Genomic DNA, 21,665 nt, shown 5'->3' on the forward strand with positions numbered 1-21,665 from the left:
TCGACACGGCATTCAAACCGGAGGTCATGCGATTTTTCGGTGTGCAGCGGCAAGCTTACACCACTAAGCGAGATACTTCCGGGGGTTATGCGCGAAATCATACGAACGGCGAATAGAGCCGAGGAGGAGGCAGCGAATGAATAAAATTTGCATCGTCGGCAATCTAACCAAGGACCCGGAGCTTCGTGCCACGGAACAGGGGAATGCGGTATGCAGTTTCACGGTGGCGGTGAACCGCCGCTATAGGGATCAGGACGGCAACACGCCCACGGATTTTATTCCGGTGGTAGTCTGGCGTGATCTTGCGGAGAACTGCGCCAAGTATCTCGCCAAAGGGCGAAAGGTGGCTGTAAGCGGGGCGCTGCAAATCAGGAGCTATACGGATAGGGACGGCGTGAAACGGTGGGTATCGGAGATACAGGCCAACGAGGTGGATTTCCTCACGCCAAGGGGCGAGTCCTCGAAGGATGAAGCGCCAGCCAAGCGGGAGCAGGATGCGCATTCGGCGCCGCCCAAGGACGATTGGGTGAGCGAGGCCCAGGCGGCGGACCCGTTTCCGTGGGAGTAGAGGAAGATGAGACCTGACGCGCTTACTCACCTCAGCCTGTTTACCGGGATCGGCGGTCTGGACCTGGCGGCGGAGTGGGCGGGATTTCACACGGTTGGGCAGTGTGAATGGGCGGATTATCCGACCCGGGTGCTGGAAAAACATTGGCCGGATGTGCCGAGATGGCGGGATATCCGGACGCTGACCAAGGAGAGTTACCATGAGCGGACAGGACTTCGAACAGTTGACGTTATTTCCGGCGGGTTCCCCTGCCAGCCGTTCAGTGTGGCCGGGAAGCGAAGAGGCAAGGCAGATGACCGTTACCTCTGGCCGGAAATGCTGCGAGTTATTTCAGAGCTCAAGCCCGCTTGGGTTGTTGGAGAAAATGTTGCTGGAATCGTCAATATGGCGCTCGACCAGGTGCTATCTGACCTGGAAGGTCAGGGGTACGCCGCAAGGACGTTTGTTGTTCCGGCTTGCGCCGTCGACGCCCCGCACAGGCGGGACAGATGCGCGATTATTGCGTGCGCCAACAATTTGGCCCACGCCGAGCGCGTCGGACACGGGCAGGACGGCGCTGAATCCGATTATGACCCGAAACGGGACCATACGTCACCAAAACAAACAAGGCGGGCAGAGCTTTGCGAGACTGGACCAGGTTGCGGCACTGTTCCCGACGCCCAGAGCGCGGGAAAGCGGGGATTATCAATACAGCCGTGGGAATCACGACAAGCCGGTGCTTACGTTGAGCGGTTACGCCAAGATGTACGCCACGCCGGTTGCAAGGGACCACAGGACGGGGACGGGGCAGCAATACCCGAGGAGCCGCAATTTAAGCGATCAAGTAGCGACGGAGGGGCATGGTGGCCGGCTGAACCCGGCGTGGGTCGAGTGGCTGATGGGATACCCCATAGGGTGGACCGACTTAGATGCCTAGGCAACGCGGTGGTGCCGCAACAATTCTACCCGTTTTTCGCGGCGATTGCGGAGGTGGAGAGTGGTCATGGGCAGGCGGACTAAGCTTGTGATCCAGGGCACGCTGCCGGGCCTCAACGAGTACATCAATGCGGAGCGGCGCAATAAGTATCTGGCGGCGAAGCTCAAAAACCAGTCGGAGCATGTGGTCATGAGCTATGCGCGGCGCCAGCTCCATGGGGTGCATTTTGACGGACCAGTAACAATGACCTACACCTGGTACGAGCCCAGCAGGAGGCGGGACAAGGATAACGTGTCAAGCTACGGGCGCAAGGTGATCCAGGACGCGCTGGTCAAAGCGGGCGTGCTGGCCGGGGACGGGTGGAAACATATCGAGGGGTTCCGGGACCGGTTCGAGGTGGATCGGGATAATCCGAGGATTGAGGTGGAATTGGAGGTGACGCGCTGATGTACATGAATGCGGACATGCGGGACTATATCATCAGCTGTGCGGCGACCCAGTCTTACTATGACGGTCTTTTGGAACATCCGCCGGAGCGGCTCAATGTGCCGGTACGGGACGCCAGGATGGCGCGGGCTTACTGCCGGCGGGTGTTGGACGGGCTGATGGAAGGCGTGGACGAGGATCAGGCGGTGGAGCTGATCCGGTACTTTGAGAAGTGCGAGCTTCGGGTGATCCCAAACGAGCGGCTGGCGGCAAAACGGGAGATGATCGTGGTGGACCCGCGGGACATTGAGGAACTGCTGAAGGACAGCATATCGGATTGTGCGCTGTGTCTCAAAGCGTGCAAGGAGATCAAACGGTGCGAAAAGCGCAAGCGATTGCTCAAATTGGGGATTATGCCAAAGAGCGATCGGGACTGTCCATATCAGGGCAAATAAAAAGCCCCGAAAGACGGGGCAAAGAGTGAAAACGGTACTCTTAATAATGATATTATATCATAATCGGGAGGCGGGATGCAAGGGAATGATTGACATACATACGGTCCGGAATTTGAGACTGCACATAGAGGGCCTCCAGGAGCGCATAGCCAGGATCCGTGCGTCGCTGGAGGGGTCGGCGATCCGAATCAGGGATCTTCCCGGAGGAGCCTCCAAAGAGCGGGACCGCATGGCTACGGACGTGGCCAGATTGCTGGAGCTGGAGGAGCAGTTAAAAGCCCAGGTGCTGGAATACGAGACGGAGCTGATCGTCATTGACGAGGCATTGGCAACGCTGCCCAGCCTTGAACAGGAGATCATGCGGCTGCGCTATGTGGATGGGCTCAAGTGGTGGGAGGTAGGGAACAGGCTTAACTATTCAGAGGATTGGTGCAAGGAACTACATCGAAAAGCATTGCACCGTTTGGAAAATACCCACGATAACCCACTATGATCCGTGCTAAAATAGTATCGTGTAAAGCTGCAAGGCAAGCGTGCACGCAATATGTTGTGGCCGTCCGGAGATTCTTCGGGCGGCTTTGCTTTGGAATTTGGTTACAAGGGTATGAATCGCTCAGATGTATCCGAGAGATACAAGGCAGGGGTGGGAGCCGTGGAGCGATTAGGCGGAAGATGTACATAAGAAGGTCAACGATTATCCTGTGGAGAGCCCACAAGATATTTTGCGAGGGCCCAATAAATGGGAGACGGATGATGGCGAAGGACTTCTATCATGAGGCTGTATGGAAAAGACTGAGAGAACAAGCATTGATTCGCGATCATTATCTATGCCAGCGTTGTCTGCTGTCAGGCAAGTTGAAACGGGCGACTACAGTACACCACGTGTGTCCTGTGGATCGTTACCCTGCGCAGGCATTGGATATAGGCAACCTCCAGAGTGTATGCGCACAGTGTCATAACCAGTTGCATCCTAATCGAGGCCAAGGGGCAGCGGATGGACCATGCAGTTGGGATGGCGTTAGAGTGATTAAGCCCTAATACCATCCCCCCTCCCTCCAATATTATTACATTTTATTACAGGGAGCGGCTGTGGCCTGTCGTTTACACTGCAAGGGTGATTTGTCACGAAAGGGGGTATTGAGATGCCAAGAACACAAGCCGCAGCGGCAAAAGCAAGGTTGCTCAAATGGCTGAAGGATGCTGGGAATTACCAGGACTCGGACATGGAACTTGTGGATCTTTATGCGGAGACCTATGATTTCTATCAGCGGCTGCGCGCCGAGGTCTCTAAAAACGGCATGTTGTACGACTACACGAACAAGGCGGGAGCGACGAACAAAACAAAGAACCCCCTGATCATAGAAATGGCCAAGGCGGTGCAGACACTGAATGGGTTACTAAAGTCGATGGGACTAACGCCCGCTCAGCGTAAGGCATTTGGCGCAGACGCCGCTCCTTCCGAAAACGGCGGCGATGAATTTGACGATTACTGATATTGCCCCCGAGATTCTGGCCAGCAAATGTTATCAATATGCTGATGACGTGCTGCAAGGCAGAATTATTGCTTGTCGCAAAGTCATCCAAGCTTGTCAACGATTTTTGGATGACCTCCACAGGATGCGTGATCCAAAGTTTCCATGGGTATTCGATTTAGGGAAAGCTTATCGACCGATTAATTTCATCGAAAAGTTTTGTCGCCCAACAAAGGGAGAAATTGACCGAATGGAATTATTGGGATGGCAGCATTTTGTCGAGGGAAATGTATATGGCTGGATTGAAAAGACGACGGGGCTGCGCCGCTATCGTGAGGCGTTGATTCTGGTAGCCCGTGGCAGTGGAAAGAGCACGATTGTCGGCGGGAACGCCGAGTATGGGGCCAGTAAGGACGGGGAGCGCGGAGCAGAGGTGGACCTCCTGGCAAACAGCAAGGAACAGGCCGGTATCATCTTTGAGGAGTGCAAGGCCCAGATCAAAAACAGTGACCTCCTCAACAAGCATTTCCGCGCTTTGCGGAGTGTGATTTATTACGACAAAACCAACAGTAAAATCCAGCCAAGGGCGAGCGATTCTAAAAAGCTAGATGGGCTCAATCCCCATCTGGCTATTTTTGACGAAATCCACGAATTTACGGATTGGAAGCTAATCAATGTAATCAAGCGACCGATGAAGAAGAAACGTAAAAACCCCTTGATCATCTATATATCCACGATGGGCACCCAGCTTAATGGCCCATTGATACAGCTCTATCAACTGGCCACGGACGTGCTAAACGGGACTGGCGCCGTAAAGGCGTCTGTAGCCGATCGATTCTTTGCCTACATTGCGGAGATTGACGAGGAGGACGACCCCAACGACTGCAGATGTTGGATCAAGGCCAACCCCTCCATGGGAGTCTTGTACCAACTTTCTGATTTGCAGGAGGATTGGGATAGAGCAAAGTTGGTTCCGGAAGAACGTTCGGATTTCATCAATAAACAGCTCAACGTATTTACGCAAACCGATGAGCTGAGCATGTTCGACGCACAGACCATCCGCGCAAATTCTCGATACCTACCCATGGAAGTGTTGCAGGGGCAGCGCTGCCATGGCGGATTTGATCTGTCCGAAACGGAGGATTATACGAGTGCCTGCCTGGAATTCGATCTTGGTGACGGTGCCATTTTTGCGTTATCCCATAGTTGGACAACCCAAAAAAAGGTCGATATTGACCGGGAAGGATTAGATTATGCTGGCCTTGTCCGGGAGGGCCTGCTCACCATTTCGGCAGGTGCATTTGTGGATTACACCGATGTGTACCGTTGGTTTGTAGAGCAAGCTAAAAGATATAAGATTGAGACCATTGGATACGATCCGGCCAATGCACATTTCCTGGTCCAGGAGCTTGCGGAGGCCGGATTTAAATTAGAGGCCGTGCGACAGGGCGCTTATACGCTAAACGCGCCGGTAAAACATCTCAAGGAGCTGTTTTTAGCGGGGAAGGTGGTCCACAATAATAACCGCATGCTTAATTGGTATTTGAGCAATGTCAAAGTATGTAGGGACCGAGCGGGTAACTGGTTGCCCACCAAGCAGAATCGTTATCGCAAGATCGATGGCTTTGCAGCGTTGCTTAATGCGCACACGGAGTACATGCGAGCCCACCCCGAACCGGGGATAAAACCGGACGCCCATCTGGTAACGGTGATCAATCTCAAAGAGGTGAATTAATGGATATCGTTAATAGATTTCGACGGCTGCACAAGCCAAAAGTGCAGGCTGCGCAAGCACAACCACGAGAGGATCCTCTCAAAGTTTTGGTCCAGAGAATTTCGAGTGTATTTTCGCCTGGGGATCATTCCTTGGAAAATAGCGAGATCATTTTTGCGGCAGTTTCTCGAATTTCCAACGCTTTATCCGCTATGCCGGTGCGCCTCTATAAGGGGTTAAATCCCGAAAATAACGCCCTCAACGATCTATTGTCAGCGGCTCCAAACCCCAATATGACAAGCTGTAATTTTTTCCGGACCATGGAAGCGTGTCGGGACACATCTGGGAATGCTTACGCACTCAAGGTGATGGACTCCGCCATGCAGCCGGTGAGGTTGGATATCCTGGATCCCATGCGCGTAACGCCTTACATGGATACAGGCACAAAGGAGCTATGGTATCAGATTACCGATGGGGATAAGACCTATTGGATACACAACTATTACGTGATCCATCTGCAATTTGTCTCGACATCGGGCATTTGCGGTGTAAATCCGGTGTCGGTGCTGTTTGGTACAATCGACTACAGTCAGAGGATCAAGCAATTTGCATTGGATCAATTGGACAAGGGGATCAATGCTCAGATCGTCTTGGAGGCACCGGCGAATTTGGGGGATGCCCAGCGTTCAGCGATGCTTGAACATTTTGTGGAGGCGTACCGCAAGACAGGCGGCAATGTGTTGCTGCTGGAGTCCGGCGTGAGAGCGTCCGCTCTCAACCTATCGCCGGTCGATTCCAGGCTACTGGAGGTGGAGCGGATCACTCGGAGCAAAGTGGCCATGGTTTACAATTTGCCGCCCCATTTGCTTGGCGATTACTCGGATACAGCCTTGTCCACGATGGAACAGCAAATGCTTGAATTTTTGAGCCTGACCATGCTGCCTATTGTACGCATGTACGAGCAAGAGCTGGATCGCAAACTGTTGGCGCCAGAACAGCGAAAACAGGGGTACCACTGGAAATTCGACATGCAAGCGGCCCTGAGGGCGGATGCGGCCACCATGGCGGAAGTTAATTATAAGGCGGTGCGGAGCTCGTGGAAAACGCCGAACGAAATTCGCGAGGAATACGGAAAGCCGCCGCGTGAAAATGGGGACGAGCTGTTAATCAGCCGAGATATGATACCGCTGGGTGTAGCAGTGAATCGGCCAGAACTGTTGTTGGGAGGGAGAAACTAAGTGGAAAAACGTTGGATTTGGGCAAAGGATCCGTATACTGACGGTCCGGAATTGCTGCTTGAAGGGACGATTGCCAGCGAGACATGGCTGGGAGATGAAGTAACGCCGCAAGAATTCCGTGCCGACCTTAAGAAACAGGGCCAGGGCAAGGATATTACCGTAAAAATCAATTCCCCCGGCGGGGACCCCTTTGCGGCTTGTGCGATCTATGAAGCATTCAAAGAATACCGTGGGAAAGTCACCGTAAAAGTGGTGGGGCTGGCGGCCTCAGCGGCGTCCGTTGTTGCCATGGGTGGCGATGAAATATTGATGGCTCCGGGAGCATCCATGATGATCCATAAGTCTTGGGCCTACGCTTGTGGTAATGAGGATGAGTTGGTAGAGATCATTGGAGAGCTCAAGGCGATTGATGCAGGCATGATACGGATCTATGCACTGCGTACAGGGCGTGACGAGGCGGCAATTCGTGCGATGATTGCGGACGGTGATTATTGGATGGATGCTCAGGAAGCTGTTAAGATGGGGTTCGCGGATAGAATTATTGATCATAATGCAGAGCTGAAAGCTGCGGCACAGTATGCTGCAAGCGTAGCTCACCACGGCCTGCTTAAAGCTGCTAGAAATGTAAAGGCCAGCGGAGAAATGGACGAAATGGAAGAACGACGTAGAATTTTGGCCGAAAACGGAAGATGAAAGGATGAAGAAAATGACGTTGTATCAGATCAAGGAAGCTATGGCTCAGGTAGGAGCCGAACTTAACGCGCAGCGGGATTGGATTTCCGCGCACGCAGCAGACCCCGAAACATCCATCGAGACAATTCGGGCAGCCAAAGCTAAAAGAGACGAGCTTGGAGAGCGGTTCGCCGAGCTTAAGGAGGAACACGACCGAATGGAAGCTGAAACCAAGCAGCAGATGGAAGCTCAGCCGAAACCCGATGAAAAAACAAAAAAGATAGAGGCAAGGGCTAAATTTTATCGTGCTGCGCTGGCGCAGCAGGTGGTGCCACGAGAGGTAATGGCTCTCCTTGGTGCTGTGCCTGCCGGGGACAGCACCATTGGCAATGGTGATAACCTCCTGCCCGTCAACGTGAGCAATGAAATTATTACCGAACCCATGGAGATTAACCCTATGCGGCAAATCGAGCAGGTGACCAATATCACCAATCTTGAAAAGCCTAAGCTGGATTTTACGCTGGATGATGATGACTTTGTAACCGATTCCGAGACAGCAAAGGAACTGGCGATGGATGGGGATATGGTGAGGTTTGGCCGTCATAAGAGCAAGGTTAAGGCGCAGGTAAGTGATACTGTGTACCGCGGCACTACCACCAACCTTGTGAGCACTATCGAGAATGCACTGCGCTCCGGACTTGCTGCTAAGGAAAAGAAGGTACAGTTTGACGCAAATCCTGCAAGCGAATTGGCGCATATGAGTTTTTACAGCAATAGTACTGGAATTCGCAAGGTTTATGGCACCACGATGCTCGCTGCTATTATGGCAGCCTACGCGGACCTGCCGGACATGTTTGCTGAGAACGCCCGAGTGGTCATGCGGCGCATCGATTACGTTAACATGATTTCCGATCTCGCGAATGGATCTGCGGCGTTGTGGGGCAAAAAGCCCGAGGACATCATCGGGATTCCGGTCGTATTTGTGGACCGCGCTGTTAAGCCCATTGTGGGTGATTTCCGGTATGCGCAGCTTAATTATGACATCAATACCTCCTATGACACGGACAAGGACGTAGACAAAGGCCTCTACAAGTTCGTGTTGACGGCCTGGTTTGACCATCAGATCCTGCTCAAGAGCGCGTTCCGAATTGCGGAGGTCGGTCAGGATCCTAACCCTGCGGATGATGAGCCCACGGTTGTAGATGTCAAGACGGTGGCTGCATTGCCCGCAACTGATATCAAAGAGGGCACGGTGTATGTGCTGACGGCGACTGATGGCGATCGTGCTGCTGGGACGATGTGGATTTATGCCAATAGTGACTGGATTCAGTACGGCGCTTGAGGAGAATGGCGTATAGTGCGGGAGGGCAATGCCCTCCCATTTCCCTGATAAAGGAGGTGACGGGATGAAGTATACGGTAAGGCCGGGATACCGGGTCAATGGTAAGATGCCGGGCCAGAAGGTGGATATAAGAGATGAGATGGTGGCCAAGGCGTTATTGGCGAAGAAAATGATCAAGGAGTAGGTGGTTGGCATGGCTGCAACCTTGGATGGGCTCAAAGAATATCTGGGCCTTATGCCGGATGACACTGAGGGAGCCGCAAGGATATGTCTAGATGCTGCTATAGCCAAGGCTAGAGTAGCAGGGATTCCAGCCCTCCAAAACAATGCTCAATACGATTTGTTTATCTATGCACTGGCCGCGTACTATTACGATAATCGGGGGCTTACCGTAAGCGGGTCCTACAAGACGGGCACAACGGAGGCCGCCCAAAAAATGATCGACGCATTTGTACTGGAGCTTAGGCATGCGGTGGAGGATGGACCATGAGCAAGTCGGCAAATTCAGGGGAGTTAAAGACAGCCATCCGAGTCCTCACTCCGCAAGGGGCAGGGCCAAGCGTGGGTGGATATGTTTCCGAAACCTGGGATAATGTCTTTGGAGATGGAGTGTCTGTGCGCTGTAAATGGGTTAACGCGCATGGCGCGGAGGCGATCACGGCAACGACTTTGCAGCTCAAAGATCCGGCGACACTTACGATGCGTTACAGTCCAAAGATTACGCCCAAATGTCGAATTTATCGCGGAGATGATCCCGATCCGTATGAGATTATAAGCATAGATAACGTGGAGGAGCGATGCAGATGGCTGGAAATCAAGGTGAGCCGGTACGTACCCGGCTAAATGTGATCGAGGCCATTCGTGCAGCGCTGATCCCCTTAGGGTATCCTGTTGAGCGCACGAGCCACAATACAACTCTTTATCCGGACGCGGATACTTTTTTTGTGGTCTGGCTCTACAGCAACGTTTCCGCGTTCTACGCATCAGGCCGCCCGTTATGTGAGATCACGCGGGGGCAGGTCGATCTTTGGTGCAAGGATGGGACGACCTTCGACGAGCTTGCTCATCAAGCCAAATGCGCTCTTAAAGCTGCGGGCATGACCGTGGCGGTGGGGTTGGAGCAAAAGGAAAAAGATTGGTACCATCTGGCTATTGATGTGGAGGTGCAAACGGATCTGTGAAAGACGGTTTTTTGCAGTATGCCGATGACTTATCGAAGATTGCGGCGAAGATAACCGATGCCAAGGTTAAAGAAAGGGCTTGTGAAGCCGCGGGTAAGGTCTTGGCCGATGAAGCTCTTCGGAATGCTCAGCGGCAGCTGCACCGCCGCTCGGGGCGACTATTCAAGAGCATTGTCGCGGAATATGACCCCGCAGAAGAAGCCGAATATGTGGGCTGGGGCGGCGAACTGAATTCAACAAAATCCGCCCACGGTTATTACGGGTTTTTCCATGAATATGGCACGATGAAGATGCGCCCTTCTCCTCATATGCGCCCCGCGATGGACAGTAAGGGCGAAAAAGCGCTTGACGAGATGATCAAGGTTTACCAAAAAGAAATGGAGTGATTATATGATTACGTATCGTAAGCCGGCCTATTGGCTGACTGTTGGAGACGCCCTATTTTGTTTCCAGGCGTCCAAGACAGGCAACAGAATTGTATATGAAGCGGAGGTTGTGCAGGAGCCCGTTATCAAGGAGATCGGCATTACCCCGCTGTCGTCTGAAAGCAAAATCTATGCTTCGGGCAAGGTCTATGATATTGTCCAGTCCAGGACCGGTGCTACAATTTCTCTCAGCGCCGTTGCGCTGTCCTCCGAAACGGAGCGCAAGGCACTCGGCACCAAAGCTTCGGGGGCTTATGTGTATGACACTGCCGGGGATCTAAGCAAGGAGTTCGCGTTTGGGTATTGGGCCGATCTAAGCGATGGCTCTAAGGTATATTATTGGCACCCCTGCTGCAAATTGTCCCCTGCGTCGGAGCTTACTCAGCGGACCTCGCAGGACGATGCGCAGGAGCCCAGCGTCACTTACACGATCAATGCTATGCCGGCCGCAAATGGTGTGTGGCGTGTGCGGTACTACACCAATATGGTTCCGGACAGTCAGGAACCCCTTACCGTAGATGAGTTTTTTGCGGCACCGGTCTATGAGCTCGACAACTCTGTTGCGGAACAAATTGACTGGGGCAACATTAAGCCGGTAGCCGCCTTGCCCGCATCCAATCAGGACAAGACCGCAATCTATGTCTTGACCGAGGTTGACGGCGATAAGGCGGAGGGCACCATGTGGCGGTATGTGGATAGCGCCTGGACTGAGTATATTCAGGACGCAAGCTAGGAGGTAGGGCATGTTTAGGCCTTTGGAGATTCTGCCGGCCACAATTCGGTTGGGAGATGATGAGTATCCCGTTAAATTCTCGAACCGTGCGTTGATGTTGGCGGAAGATAAGAGCGGGAAGCCCATGACCGTGTTGTTGACAAAACTATTAAGCTTCTCGACCTCGGCTGAGGAACTTTGCGCACTGCTCTACGGGGCGCTCAAGGAAGGCGGAGATGCGGAGCTTATTTATAAGGACGTTGTGGACGGAATCCCGCCCGCGTATATTCCCGACATATTGCAGCAGCTTGCCGGAATCATCGCCCAACAGGTGCCCCTTGAGCCCGAAAAAAAAACGAACCCAAAGCAGACAAAAAAATAGAGCATAATTGGATTGCTGAGATTTACTATGCGCAAAAACTTCTGGGGTGGTCGACGGAACAATTTCTGACGGCCACCCCAAAGTTTTATGCTGATATGCTAGACCATCATATCAGCATGACGACCCCCGCAAATAAAAAACAAGGCGGCGCGAGGCGGGTGCGCTACTACGATGAGCTGCCGCCGGGAACGTGGTGATAGTTTGGCCTTAAAAACGATCAGGGAAGCCGCCCTAAAAGTCACAACTGATGGCGAAGAAAAGACCCTGCGGACTATCAAGGAAATCAATGCGTCATTATCCAAGGCCAGTAGCAGCCTGGCCAAGGTTAATGCGCAGTATGGTACGAACAGCAAATCGGCGGAGGCGCTGTCGGCGAGATCCAAGGCACTCACCGAAAAACTTGAAGCGCAACGAGAACGCACGGAACGATTGCGGCGCGAGCTTGAGGACGTAAAAAACGAGTATGGTGAAAACTCAGCAGAGGCTACGAAATATGAAGCTATGCTTGCCCGATCAGAAGTCGTTGAGGTGAGCCTGGAGCGGCAGATTCGAGAAACCAACGCCGAGCTGGAAAACCAGAGTAACAAGTGGTCGGCTGTAGCGCGGCAGTGTGAAGTGGCCTCGGGGAAGCTCTCGGCGGCCGGACAAAAGATGTCAAGCATTGGGAACACAATGACTCTTGGGCTGACCACGCCCCTTCTTGCCGCAGGAACGGCAGCAGTTAAAACGTCAATCAATTTTGAGAGCGCCTTCGCGGGCGTCCGAAAAACCGTCGATGCAACGGATGATCAGCTTAAGACACTCAAACAGGGCATTATCGATATGTCGCTCGAGATGCCGTCAAGCGCCGTGGAAATTGCTGCCGTCGCGGAGGCAGCGGGGCAACTGGGGATTGAGACAGATAATATCCTCGGATTTACGCGAGCCATGATGGACCTTTCCGTAGCGACCGATATTGCATCATCCGAGGGTGCAGTTCAGCTGGCGCAGTTCGCAAATATCACGCAGATGAGCCAGAAGGACTTTGATCGTTTGGGATCAACCATCGTTGCTCTTGGCAACAATTCCGCCACCACAGAGTCCAAGATCTTGGCTATGATGCAACGACTTGCCGGTGCAGGCAACCAAATCGGGTTAAGTGAGGCGGAGATTGCGGGTATTTCGGCGGCACTGGCAAGCGTAGGAATCGAGGCCGAAGCTGGCGGCAGCGCCTTTTCAAAGCTTTTTGCCCAGATGCAAGTGGCTGTAGAAACAGGCAACGATAGTCTGGGAGATTTTGCAGCCGTGGCAGGAATGACGGCTGAAGAATTTAAGACGCGATTCCAGGGCGATGCGGCGGGTGCCATTGTTGAATTTATCGACGGACTGTCCCATATGTCTGAGGAGGGCATGAGCTCGATCGGAGTCCTGGAAGAAATGGGAATTACCGAACTTCGACTTCGCGACTCCTTGCTACGTACGTCCAATGCAGGAGACTTGGTGCGTGAGTCTATATCCCTTGCGAACAGTGCGTGGTGGGAGAACAACGCGCTCACAAAAGAGGCCGAGCAGCGTTATGGAACTACAGAATCTCAACTCAAAATACTCTGGAATGAAATACTGGAGCTGGCGCGACAGATGGGAGACCAAATGGTGCCTGCTTTGCGGGAAGTCATCGCGAGTATTAAGCCGCTGATCCAAAATTTTAATAACCTATCGACTGAGCAGAAAGCAAATATCATTAAATGGGCCGGAGTTATTGCAGCTATGGGACCAATGGTTGCTTTGGCCGGCAAAATTACCTCAGGTATCGGCAGCGTGATCGGGGCGTTTGGAAAGTTAACAAAGATCATGCAGACGACTAGTGCCTTGGGGACAGCGGGGTCGGGCCCTGCCGGCTGGATACTGATGAGCGTTGCGGCGCTTGCGACCCTAACCACTTATTTGATTGCTGCAAGCGATCCACTCAGTAATTTCCGCGAGGCCATGGCTGGCATCAAGGTAGAGATAGATCCGCTCACGCAAAGTTTGCAGGGTGCGTCCGCTGCAACAATTGACATGTCAAAAGCGGTAGGAGAATCGGGCAGGAGCCTTAGTGAGCTCGAAAATGAGTACACCACGATTCAAACAAATATCAATAGGATTAGTCAAGAAACTTCGGCTGAACGCCGGGCCGCACTGGAGGAAGAAATCGGGGCCCTCGAAGAATTGACCGGAAAACTCATTGAGGTGCAGGAGGAAATCATAGGCACCTATGAAACCAAGCAGCGAAGCATGCTTGGGCAGGCTAACGCCTACGCCAATAATATGACCAAAGAAAACGCGCAGATGCTTGTCGAGAATGCCCAAGGCGCCCGGGAAGGTGTTAAGGAACAGCTGGAAAAGCAGCGCGACGACAGATTAGCATACCTGCAGTCGGAATACGAGGCGGGCCGCCTCTCTCAATTCCAGTGGGAGCGGCATATGTCCGATACTGTAACCAATTATGAGCGGCAGTTAACGGAGACCGATAGGGTCTATGCGGATACTGTAAGCATTGTCGCGCAGGGGTATGCAAAACGATATACGGTTGAGAGTGTTGGACTTGCCGATCTTATGACGTTAAACAATAATTACAGCATTGCTTATGCAGAATACCAAGCAAAGCTAACAACGATCGACAACGATAGTACTCTCAGCTTTATTGATAAATCTCAGCGCAAAGCGGCTGCCCAAAACGATTTCGCGCAAAAGACGAAAGGATGGGCAGATCAATACGCTACGGCGCTCCAGTCCATGGACTTAAGCACAATTCAGGCTTTTAATGCGATGATTGCAGCCATCGAAGAAAACGGCGGTGTGATTGAGGGCGAAGCACTAGGCATGGCTCGCATGATCGTGGACACGTTCCAGAACATGCCTCCCGAGCTGCGGGCGCAGGGTGCAGAAATGATGCGCCAATTAGGCCTTGGCATCGACAGTAATGGCAACGTGGTATTTATCGCGACCGAGACGGTATCCCAGGAAGCGGCTGACGCACTTAACGCAAGGCTTAACAGCGCTGAGGGCCGTAAGGCTGGCGAAAATTATGCTCAGGGTGTGGCGGACGGCATGACATCCAAAATGGACTCTCTCGTGGCCCGTGCACGGAATATGGCCAACATGATCAATAGCGCTTTCAACAAGGTCTTGGATATACGGTCGCCCTCGCGGAAAGGCGCATGGTCCGGTAGTATGTGGGGTGCGGGCGTTGAGTTAGGAATCGAAAGCAGCCGTGCCAGAATAAAACGGGCTGTAGAGAATATCGCGGCCATCCCTGCATCGATGCAGTTTGGGGTGTCGCCGTACAGCAATCTGGTTCCGGTCGCCTCAATGATGGGACGCGTTGAGACCGCCTTAGCGCAGCCATCGGTTAATCAAAGTCGGACCGTTAACATTTACCAGACCAACAATATCTCGAGCCCAGAATATTTGAGCCCAGGAGAGGCGGCACGCAAGAGCCGCAACGAGCTCCAAAAAACGGCGCTTTTGTGGAGGTGATGGCATGCGGCTGGACGAGCGACTGATCTATCGGAGTGCAACAGGCGCAGAAATTGAATTTTCGGCTCTTGGAGTATTCCACGCCGCGGAAGTGACAGGGCTTAACGCTTTGCCGAATACGATTCACGGCACGCAAAATGTTGGCCAGGACGGTCGGTCTGTTACAGGGAGCACACTGGAGTCGAGAAATATCACGATAAGCGGCTACATCCGGACGAACTCGGTGCAGGACGCCAATAGGTTACTGCAGGTCTGCAATCCTAAGCATGAGGGCACACTGCGATACCACAGTGACTATTACGATGTATGGATAGGCTGTTACCTGGAAGCGGTGCCAACAATTGCCGAGCCAACGGATGGTGCCGCGCTGATTAGTTATTTCGTCAGCCTTCTTTGCCCAGATCCCTATTGGCGCGATGAGACGTCGGCCTATTCCGAAATCGCAACGTGGGTCCCCGTGTGGCATTGGGATCTTATATTCCCGGAGGAGGGCACAATCTTCGAGTTCCGCGAGCCATCCTTGATCACTAACGTCGTCAATCCGGGACATGTACCGACGGGTATGACCATTGTGTTTCGGGCTTTGGGGCCGGTTGAGAACCCGTCGATTACCAACGTCAAAACACAGGAGTATATCAAGGTCAATCAAAGCATGATGGAGGGTGATGTCCTCACCGTTAAGACCGGCTACGGGCAACAGACTGCAGTATTGGTGACCAGTGGCGTGACAATCAATGTCTTTAATGCCCTGGACTATGACGGCAATGTGGATATGCAGCTCTCTGTGGGCGACAATCTTATCCGCTATAATGCGGATGAGGGAATTGAGATGCTTAATGTGACAATTTACCATGATTACTTGTATACGGGGGTGTTTTGATGCAGCTACTGGTACTCAATCAACATCTCGAACGAGTAGGCATGGTGACACAATTCACATCGCTGCGGTGGCGGCGCAAATATGTGGGTGCGGGGGAGTTTGAACTCCACGCGCCCATTAAATATGCGGATCTGCTGGCCCCGACCAATATCCTGTACCGCAAAGATGATCTAGAGGCGGCGCATATTGTGGCTAGACAATACGCTCAGGACAGCTCTGGGATTGAGGAGGTTGTAGCGACGGGCTATATGCTAAAAGATTACTTATCTCGCCGTTGTTTTTTAGCACCGGTCACACTGCACGGCAAACCGGAAGATGTAATTCGCTCCGTTGTTGATATGCATGCAATCAGCGCGAGATCGGACCGTATTATACCGCACCTCATACTCGAGCCCCACCAGGGCTATATTGGCACCGATATCCAGTATCAGGCGGAAATGGGTGCGGGGGTCTTGGTAGAAATCGGAGCGCTGGAAATGTATTCGGGGCTTAGCGGATACATTGGCCTTGATCCACAGTGTCAAACGTTGATATTCCGGATCCGTCAGGGATTGAGGCGCACCCTTGATCAAGACGTAAACCCGCGGGCTATTTTGACTCTTGAGGGCGGTATGATCACAGAACCTATCTACACACAGACATTAAGCAACTATGGCAGCGTCGCGATCGTGGAGGGCAGTGATCGCGTGCTTGAGGTCGAACAAGCTCAGGGGCTAGACCGGTATGAGGTTTATTGTGATGCAACGAGCTTACAAAAGACCTATTTCGATGGCGATGAGCAGATTGTGCTAACAGAAACGGAATATGTGGCAGCACTTAAGCAGCGAGGCGCCGAAGCCTTAGCCGAAAGACGACCGGTTCAGACATTAGATGCCAAAGTAGTGGCTAATGACAATTTGATCTACAAGAGTGAGTATGACCTTGGGGATATTGTAACGATTAAGCTCAAGCGCTGGAACGTGCAAGCTGATGTCCGCATCGCTGAGATAGAGGAAATATATGAGGTTGGCGGCCCTACAATCTATCTTACTGTAGGCGATCCAGCCCCCACACTATACGAAAAGATAACGACAAGGAGATGATGATGTGCCAGACATGGATATTTACATGCCGGTTCCGGCAGTACCGGTTGGCGTAGATGCATCAGGCCGAACTCAATATGATCGAGTAATTCGAGCAGACGACTTCGCGGATGGTTTTTTGGGCGCCCTCGTGAGCACGGGAGTTATTGCCACCCCAGGAGATGCGTTGCAGCTCATGGCAGACACAGGGATGCAAATTATTCTGCGCCCGGGGAATTGTGTCGTAGGAAACCGCTTGGGGTGCAACAAAACCGCAAAGGTCATCCCTCTTGCCCCTGCGGATGGCGAGCTTAATAGGATTGATGCTGTATTTTGCCGTTATAATCGCGCAGGCCGAAAAATGGAATATGTAGTCAAGCAAAGTACGCCCGCAACGACCCCTGCGGTCCCGGAGTTGCAAAATGACGCTGACTATAAGGAGATCATGGTAGGATACATCACTATCCCCAAAGGGGCAACGGCCGTAACGCAAGCCAACATTGCAGACACCCGGCCAGATAGCAGTGTGTGTGGGTGGGTAACGGGCCTGGTCCAACAGATGGACACTTCCACACTCTACAACCAACTTGTTGCGTGGGCTGAGGAGTACAAAGCCGGCATGGAGCAGGAGTTTGGGGCGTGGTTCGAAAGCATGAAAGGCCAGCTCTCCGAGGACGCGGCGGGTAATCTCCAAAATCAAATCAACGCCCATGCGCACACAGGCGAGGACGGGACGGTGAAAGTGGACGCGGACACGGTGGACGGGATGCATGCGGGGGAGTTTGCCAGGCGGACCCTGCAATGGTATGACCTGCCCATCCGGGAAGGATTCACAGGCCTGGCCAAGTACGCCAAGGACGATATGGGCTTTGTCCATTTGTATGGCCAGATCTACAAGCCGCCGGGTAACCTGGTCCCAGTTGATACAATCGTCGCTGACCTGCCGGTGGGGTATTACCGGGAAGGGAGGATGGCGGTGCCTGTGACCAGCAATTTTTCCAGCGGCGGCAATCCGATCTTTGACCCGGATGTGCTTGTCATCATAAATGGCGCCATATGGGTACCGGCGCACAACAATGCAAGTCTTGGTACTCTTTCCGCACCGGTCTTTGACACGCAATTTTACGTGGGGGTGTGATGATGTACGTACATAGATGTGTAATTGATGGGGAGGGTTATTACAAGCACATGGTGCTGGCGGAGATTGCTGATGATGGGCGGGAGGCCATCCAGTATTACACCTTGGAGCCTGGAGAGAGCCTGGTGAATACCAAGGTGAGCGGCAAGTATGTGCGGCCCAGGTGGAATGGAACGCAGTGGATCGAGGGAGCAACGGCTGAGGAAATAGCCGAGTGGGAGGCGGCGCATCCCGTTCCCGGATCAGAGGGGCCCACTCTGGTTGACCGGGTGGCGGACATCGAGGATGCGCTGGCCGAGATAGTATTTGGACCAGGGGAAACGGGCGATAGCACGGTTCCTAAGTCCGAAGGAGGTACGGTATGACGGCGATGGTGAGGATCGCGTGCCGGGTGATCGAGCGGCGGGTCATGGCCGGTGAGAGCTGGGAGACCGTTATCGCGGATTATCCGAGGCTTACGGCGGAGCAGGTGGAGGAAATTCAGGCGGAATTGGAGGGCGGCGGTGAACAGTGAGATAATCGTGGCGCTGGTGGCCTTCGCGGGCACGCTGGCCGGGACCTTTGGGGGGATTATTACATCCTCCAAGATGACCAATTACCGGTTGCAGCAGCTGGAGACCCGGGTTAATGAGCACAACCAATACGCCAAACGCATGCCGGTGGTGGAGGAGCAGATCAAGGTGGCCAATCACCGGATCGAGGACCTGGAACAGTATCACAAGCAATGAGGAGGTTACATAATGCAGATTCTTCTTAAGGAGCAAACGCGACTCATTCAGCAGCTGCTCCCTATGGGAGCGAAGAACAAGCCGGGACGGAGCATGACTCCGAAGTATATCACGATGCACAACACCGGCAACACGTCAAAGGGGGCCGACGCCAGGGCCCACGCGAGCTATCTGTCCAGCGGCGCCAGCGGCCAGAAGGTCTCCTGGCATTACACCGTGGATGACGGGGTGATCTATCAGCACCTATCGGATACCGAGCAGGGCTGGCACGCGGCGGACGGCAGAGGCCCGGGCAACAGCCAGTCCATTGGGATTGAGGTATGCATGAACGAGGGGATTGACCAGGCCCGAGCCGAAGCCAACGCCGCCCAGCTGGTGGCTCAGCTCATGAAGAAACACAATATCCCCCTTTCCAACGTGACCACCCATCAGCATTGGTATCCCAGCAAGTACTGTCCCGCTCTGATTCTGCCCCACTGGGACAAGTTTGTGGCGGCAGTGGAGACGGCGTACAACGGAGGAGAGGCACAGATCGAGGTGAGTAAGGGACACAGCGTGCTCATCGAGTGGAGCAAGGGCGAGGAGGTCAAGGATCTGCAAAGCGCCCTAAACCGGCATGGGTACGCTCTCGATGTGGATGGTACCTATGGCCCCGCGACGCTTGCAGCGGTGAAGGACTTCCAAAGGGCGCACGGCCTGGACGTGGACGGGAAGGTGGGTCCTGCAACCTGGGCGGCGTTGGAGCAGGAACCGGTGAGCCAGGGGCACAGCGTCCTGGTCAAATGGTCCAAGGGCGAGGAGGTCAAGGAACTCCAGAGCACGCTGAACAGCCTGGGATACACCCTTGACGTGGACGGGACCTACGGTCCGGCGACGGAAGCGGCGGTGAAGGACTTTCAAGGCAAGCACGGCCTGGACGTGGACGGCAAGACCGGACCCAAGACGTGGACGGCGCTGGCACAAGCGACAGCAGAAAAAGATGACACCCTGTATCGGGTGCAGATCGGAGCCTACAAGGACAAGTCCAACGCCGAAGCCGCGAAGGCAGCCGTGGAAGCGGCGGGGTTTGAGGCGATCATCAAGATGGATGATGGGGAGGGATAAAAGATGGAGTTTTTGGATTATATCATCGGGGACGCGCTGATCCTGGTCCCGGCGCTATGGATCGTGGGGGCGCTGATCAAGCACGCCTTTGCAAAGGTGCCGAACTGGACGATCCCTTTTGTACTGCTGGTCCTTGGGATTGGCGGCGCGATGGGGCTGATGGGCCCGTCGGTTGAGAGCGTGATCCAGGGCATTCTGGTGACGGGCGCGGCTGTTCTCGGGAATCAGCTTGTCAAGCAGGGCACGGAAGCACAGAAATAGCTTGGCCCCCAAAACCATGCGTGACCCGACTATTGTCATTAGATTCGGGATTTGGTATTAGGTTCGATTGTATTAACACCCCGGCTAATCATGGCCGGGGTGTTTTTTATTGCTTATCTGTGCTATTCTATAAGTGTCGCCCTAGAGGCGTGGATTGAAATTACATTGAAATGGCAAAAAAGCGAATAAACGATGTCGTGCCGTCTTGGCGCGTGGATTGAAATGCTTTGGGTATTCCCCGTACGGCTGCAATATGTTGTCGCGGCCTTCACGGCCGCGTGGATTGAAATAGCTGTTGGCAGACATACTGTTCTGTAAGGGCGGTCGCGGCCTTCACGGGCGTGTGGATTGAAAGAGATTAACAGGCCGGGTCCTTGAAAATGGTACATGGCCTGTAATCTTTTTGTAAACTTTTGTTTTGAAAGTGGGGGTTAGGTATGGCGCTAAAACCCCTGAAAAATAAGGATTTTTCGATAGCTAAAATTGCTCTTGCTTCTCTTTTAATCAGGGTGTCCGGGGTTCGAATCCCCGATGGATCACCATGCTAGAAGCTCTGTAACCCTTGCGGTTACAGGGTTTTTGTTATTGGGGGTAGAATTAGTATTAGTATTATCAAATGGGTCCGAAAGAATTGCGAAGTTGTCTTGTCGGATATGGTGCACTGCGCCGGCATGCAATAGAATGTATCAAAAAGTAAAGGAGTGATACCATGGCTGAGAAAGATATTTTGATGCATGTACGGCGAGAGGATTCAGGAGCTCCAGCAAATGATTACGATATTTTATACCCTAAGACCCTGGAACGACTGGTGGTTGATGAAAATGGAATAATCCTGAAGGATAAGATGGATACCAAACTGGATAAGGTGCTGTACACACCGGAGGACATTTTGACCAAGGTCAAGACTGTGGATGGCGAGGGAAGCGGTCTGGATGCGGACACGGTGGATGGAATGCACGCGGCGGGTATTCTGGCAGCGGCGCGCAAGGACATCATAAGCCTTACCAACTCTGTAGATGCGTCAGTTACGGGCCCGGCGAAGTGGGCTGAGCTGATTGTACCGGTGGACAGCATTATAGGACAGGTAGGCAGTAAATTTACGGTCTCCAATGGCCGTGTAGTAATTCCAAGTGGTGTATCTGCAATCTTGGTCAGCTGTGCGGTCGGCCAACAGCCCAGCCAGTTTGTAAGCGACCAGTGTGCTCGGATATATGTGCTGCGTAATGGGCAGACGGCGGTGCGCCGTGATTCCTGGGCTAACAATGATAAAGTCAGCGAGTACACCTGGTATACGGCACAGATCCAGCCGGTTTTAATCACGGGAGTACAGACGGGGGATCTGATAGAATTACGTGTGTCGTGCGGTGGCGGTGGTGAAGGTAAAACGGTTACAGTCAGTAGCGCAATGGCTATACTCACAGTGCAGGAGGTATAACATGAGAGTGCATGCAACTTGCTTTTTATAAAATTAATATGTCAGGTGATCCAGTAA

The 21,665-nt window shown here is 53.1% G+C and carries 27 protein-coding genes; all 27 read left to right on the plus strand.

The window, feature by feature from the left end; translation table 11 throughout:
- Positions 1 to 136 precede the first annotated feature (136 nt).
- The 27 genes from H8696_RS07755 to H8696_RS07885 all read left to right on the plus strand — a co-directional run bounded on the left by H8696_RS07755 (position 137) and on the right by H8696_RS07885 (position 21,608).
- Complete coding sequence (locus tag H8696_RS07755) at positions 137 to 568, plus strand: single-stranded DNA-binding protein (RefSeq protein WP_249316359.1); 432 nt, start codon at positions 137 to 139, stop codon at positions 566 to 568.
- 6 nt (positions 569 to 574) lie between these two features.
- Positions 575 to 1,567, plus strand: a complete 993-nt coding sequence (locus H8696_RS07760) for a DNA cytosine methyltransferase (protein WP_249316360.1) — start codon at positions 575 to 577, stop codon at positions 1,565 to 1,567.
- Positions 1,551 to 1,931 carry a RusA family crossover junction endodeoxyribonuclease gene (locus H8696_RS07765; protein ID WP_249316361.1) on the plus strand — a complete coding sequence of 127 codons (381 nt, stop codon included), beginning with the start codon at positions 1,551 to 1,553 and terminating at the stop codon, positions 1,929 to 1,931. Before H8696_RS07760 ends, H8696_RS07765 begins: the two co-directional genes overlap by 17 nt.
- On the plus strand, positions 1,931 to 2,365 hold the full coding sequence (locus H8696_RS07770; RefSeq protein WP_249316362.1) for a hypothetical protein: 435 nt from the start codon (positions 1,931 to 1,933) through the stop codon (positions 2,363 to 2,365). The genes H8696_RS07765 and H8696_RS07770 overlap by 1 nt, the downstream gene beginning before the upstream one ends.
- 85 nt (positions 2,366 to 2,450) lie before the next feature.
- Complete coding sequence (locus H8696_RS07775) at positions 2,451 to 2,858, plus strand: sigma factor-like helix-turn-helix DNA-binding protein (RefSeq protein ID WP_249316363.1); 408 nt, start codon at positions 2,451 to 2,453, stop codon at positions 2,856 to 2,858.
- A gap of 260 nt (positions 2,859 to 3,118) precedes the next feature.
- Positions 3,119 to 3,403: an HNH endonuclease gene (locus tag H8696_RS07780; protein WP_249316364.1), complete on the plus strand. Its 285-nt coding sequence runs from the start codon at positions 3,119 to 3,121 to the stop codon at positions 3,401 to 3,403.
- Positions 3,404 to 3,507: 104 nt separating this feature from the next.
- Positions 3,508 to 3,858 carry a P27 family phage terminase small subunit gene (locus H8696_RS07785; RefSeq protein WP_249316365.1) on the plus strand — a complete coding sequence of 117 codons (351 nt, stop codon included), beginning with the start codon at positions 3,508 to 3,510 and terminating at the stop codon, positions 3,856 to 3,858.
- The gene (locus H8696_RS07790) at positions 3,839 to 5,572 is read left to right on the plus strand and encodes a terminase large subunit (protein WP_407926376.1); all 1,734 of its coding nucleotides are present in this window, start codon (positions 3,839 to 3,841) and stop codon (positions 5,570 to 5,572) included. The genes H8696_RS07785 and H8696_RS07790 overlap by 20 nt, the downstream gene beginning before the upstream one ends.
- Positions 5,572 to 6,789, plus strand: a complete 1,218-nt coding sequence (locus tag H8696_RS07795) for a phage portal protein (RefSeq protein WP_249316367.1) — start codon at positions 5,572 to 5,574, stop codon at positions 6,787 to 6,789. The genes H8696_RS07790 and H8696_RS07795 overlap by 1 nt, the downstream gene beginning before the upstream one ends.
- Positions 6,790 to 7,482, plus strand: coding sequence for a head maturation protease, ClpP-related (locus tag H8696_RS07800; RefSeq protein ID WP_249316368.1), 693 nt, complete (start codon positions 6,790 to 6,792; stop codon positions 7,480 to 7,482).
- A gap of 4 nt (positions 7,483 to 7,486) precedes the next feature.
- The gene (locus H8696_RS07805) at positions 7,487 to 8,803 is read left to right on the plus strand and encodes a phage major capsid protein (protein WP_249316369.1); all 1,317 of its coding nucleotides are present in this window, start codon (positions 7,487 to 7,489) and stop codon (positions 8,801 to 8,803) included.
- Positions 8,804 to 8,996: 193 nt separating this feature from the next.
- Positions 8,997 to 9,293, plus strand: coding sequence for a head-tail connector protein (locus H8696_RS07810; RefSeq protein WP_249316370.1), 297 nt, complete (start codon positions 8,997 to 8,999; stop codon positions 9,291 to 9,293).
- A complete protein-coding gene (locus H8696_RS07815) occupies positions 9,290 to 9,646 on the plus strand; it encodes a head-tail adaptor protein (RefSeq protein WP_249316371.1) in 357 nt (118 codons plus the stop codon). The genes H8696_RS07810 and H8696_RS07815 overlap by 4 nt, the downstream gene beginning before the upstream one ends.
- Positions 9,607 to 9,984 (plus strand): hypothetical protein, encoded by a 378-nt coding sequence (locus H8696_RS07820; protein ID WP_249316372.1) that lies wholly within the window; start codon positions 9,607 to 9,609, stop codon positions 9,982 to 9,984. The genes H8696_RS07815 and H8696_RS07820 overlap by 40 nt, the downstream gene beginning before the upstream one ends.
- The gene (locus H8696_RS07825) at positions 9,981 to 10,370 is read left to right on the plus strand and encodes an HK97-gp10 family putative phage morphogenesis protein (protein ID WP_249316373.1); all 390 of its coding nucleotides are present in this window, start codon (positions 9,981 to 9,983) and stop codon (positions 10,368 to 10,370) included. Before H8696_RS07820 ends, H8696_RS07825 begins: the two co-directional genes overlap by 4 nt.
- Positions 10,371 to 10,374: 4 nt before the next feature.
- Positions 10,375 to 11,142 carry a major tail protein gene (locus H8696_RS07830; protein ID WP_249316374.1) on the plus strand — a complete coding sequence of 256 codons (768 nt, stop codon included), beginning with the start codon at positions 10,375 to 10,377 and terminating at the stop codon, positions 11,140 to 11,142.
- Between the two features lie 10 nt (positions 11,143 to 11,152).
- A complete protein-coding gene (locus H8696_RS07835; RefSeq protein WP_249316375.1) occupies positions 11,153 to 11,503 on the plus strand; it encodes a hypothetical protein in 351 nt (116 codons plus the stop codon).
- Between the two features lie 201 nt (positions 11,504 to 11,704).
- The gene (locus tag H8696_RS07840) at positions 11,705 to 15,001 is read left to right on the plus strand and encodes a phage tail tape measure protein (protein WP_249316376.1); all 3,297 of its coding nucleotides are present in this window, start codon (positions 11,705 to 11,707) and stop codon (positions 14,999 to 15,001) included.
- Between the two features lie 4 nt (positions 15,002 to 15,005).
- A complete protein-coding gene (locus H8696_RS07845; RefSeq protein WP_249316377.1) occupies positions 15,006 to 15,881 on the plus strand; it encodes a phage tail family protein in 876 nt (291 codons plus the stop codon).
- The gene (locus H8696_RS07850) at positions 15,881 to 16,963 is read left to right on the plus strand and encodes a siphovirus ReqiPepy6 Gp37-like family protein (protein WP_249316378.1); all 1,083 of its coding nucleotides are present in this window, start codon (positions 15,881 to 15,883) and stop codon (positions 16,961 to 16,963) included. The genes H8696_RS07845 and H8696_RS07850 overlap by 1 nt, the downstream gene beginning before the upstream one ends.
- Before the next feature lie 4 nt (positions 16,964 to 16,967).
- Positions 16,968 to 18,080 carry a hypothetical protein gene (locus tag H8696_RS07855; protein WP_249316379.1) on the plus strand — a complete coding sequence of 371 codons (1,113 nt, stop codon included), beginning with the start codon at positions 16,968 to 16,970 and terminating at the stop codon, positions 18,078 to 18,080.
- A 2-nt stretch (positions 18,081 to 18,082) separates the two neighbouring features.
- On the plus strand, positions 18,083 to 18,445 hold the full coding sequence (locus tag H8696_RS07860; RefSeq protein WP_249316380.1) for a hypothetical protein: 363 nt from the start codon (positions 18,083 to 18,085) through the stop codon (positions 18,443 to 18,445).
- Positions 18,442 to 18,594 carry a DUF433 domain-containing protein gene (locus H8696_RS07865; RefSeq protein WP_249316381.1) on the plus strand — a complete coding sequence of 51 codons (153 nt, stop codon included), beginning with the start codon at positions 18,442 to 18,444 and terminating at the stop codon, positions 18,592 to 18,594. The genes H8696_RS07860 and H8696_RS07865 overlap by 4 nt, the downstream gene beginning before the upstream one ends.
- The gene (locus tag H8696_RS07870; protein WP_249316382.1) at positions 18,584 to 18,808 is read left to right on the plus strand and encodes a hypothetical protein; all 225 of its coding nucleotides are present in this window, start codon (positions 18,584 to 18,586) and stop codon (positions 18,806 to 18,808) included. The genes H8696_RS07865 and H8696_RS07870 overlap by 11 nt, the downstream gene beginning before the upstream one ends.
- 12 nt (positions 18,809 to 18,820) lie before the next feature.
- Entirely contained in the window at positions 18,821 to 19,912 is a 1,092-nt protein-coding gene (locus H8696_RS07875) for a peptidoglycan recognition protein family protein (RefSeq protein WP_249316383.1), read from the plus strand.
- Between the two features lie 3 nt (positions 19,913 to 19,915).
- Complete coding sequence (locus H8696_RS07880) at positions 19,916 to 20,173, plus strand: phage holin family protein (RefSeq protein WP_249316384.1); 258 nt, start codon at positions 19,916 to 19,918, stop codon at positions 20,171 to 20,173.
- 709 nt (positions 20,174 to 20,882) lie between these two features.
- Positions 20,883 to 21,608, plus strand: a complete 726-nt coding sequence (locus tag H8696_RS07885; protein ID WP_249316385.1) for a hypothetical protein — start codon at positions 20,883 to 20,885, stop codon at positions 21,606 to 21,608.
- Positions 21,609 to 21,665 lie beyond the last annotated feature (57 nt).

This window comes from Gehongia tenuis (genome assembly GCF_014384795.1).
Taxonomy (GTDB): domain Bacteria; phylum Bacillota; class Clostridia; order Christensenellales; family NSJ-53; genus Gehongia; species Gehongia tenuis.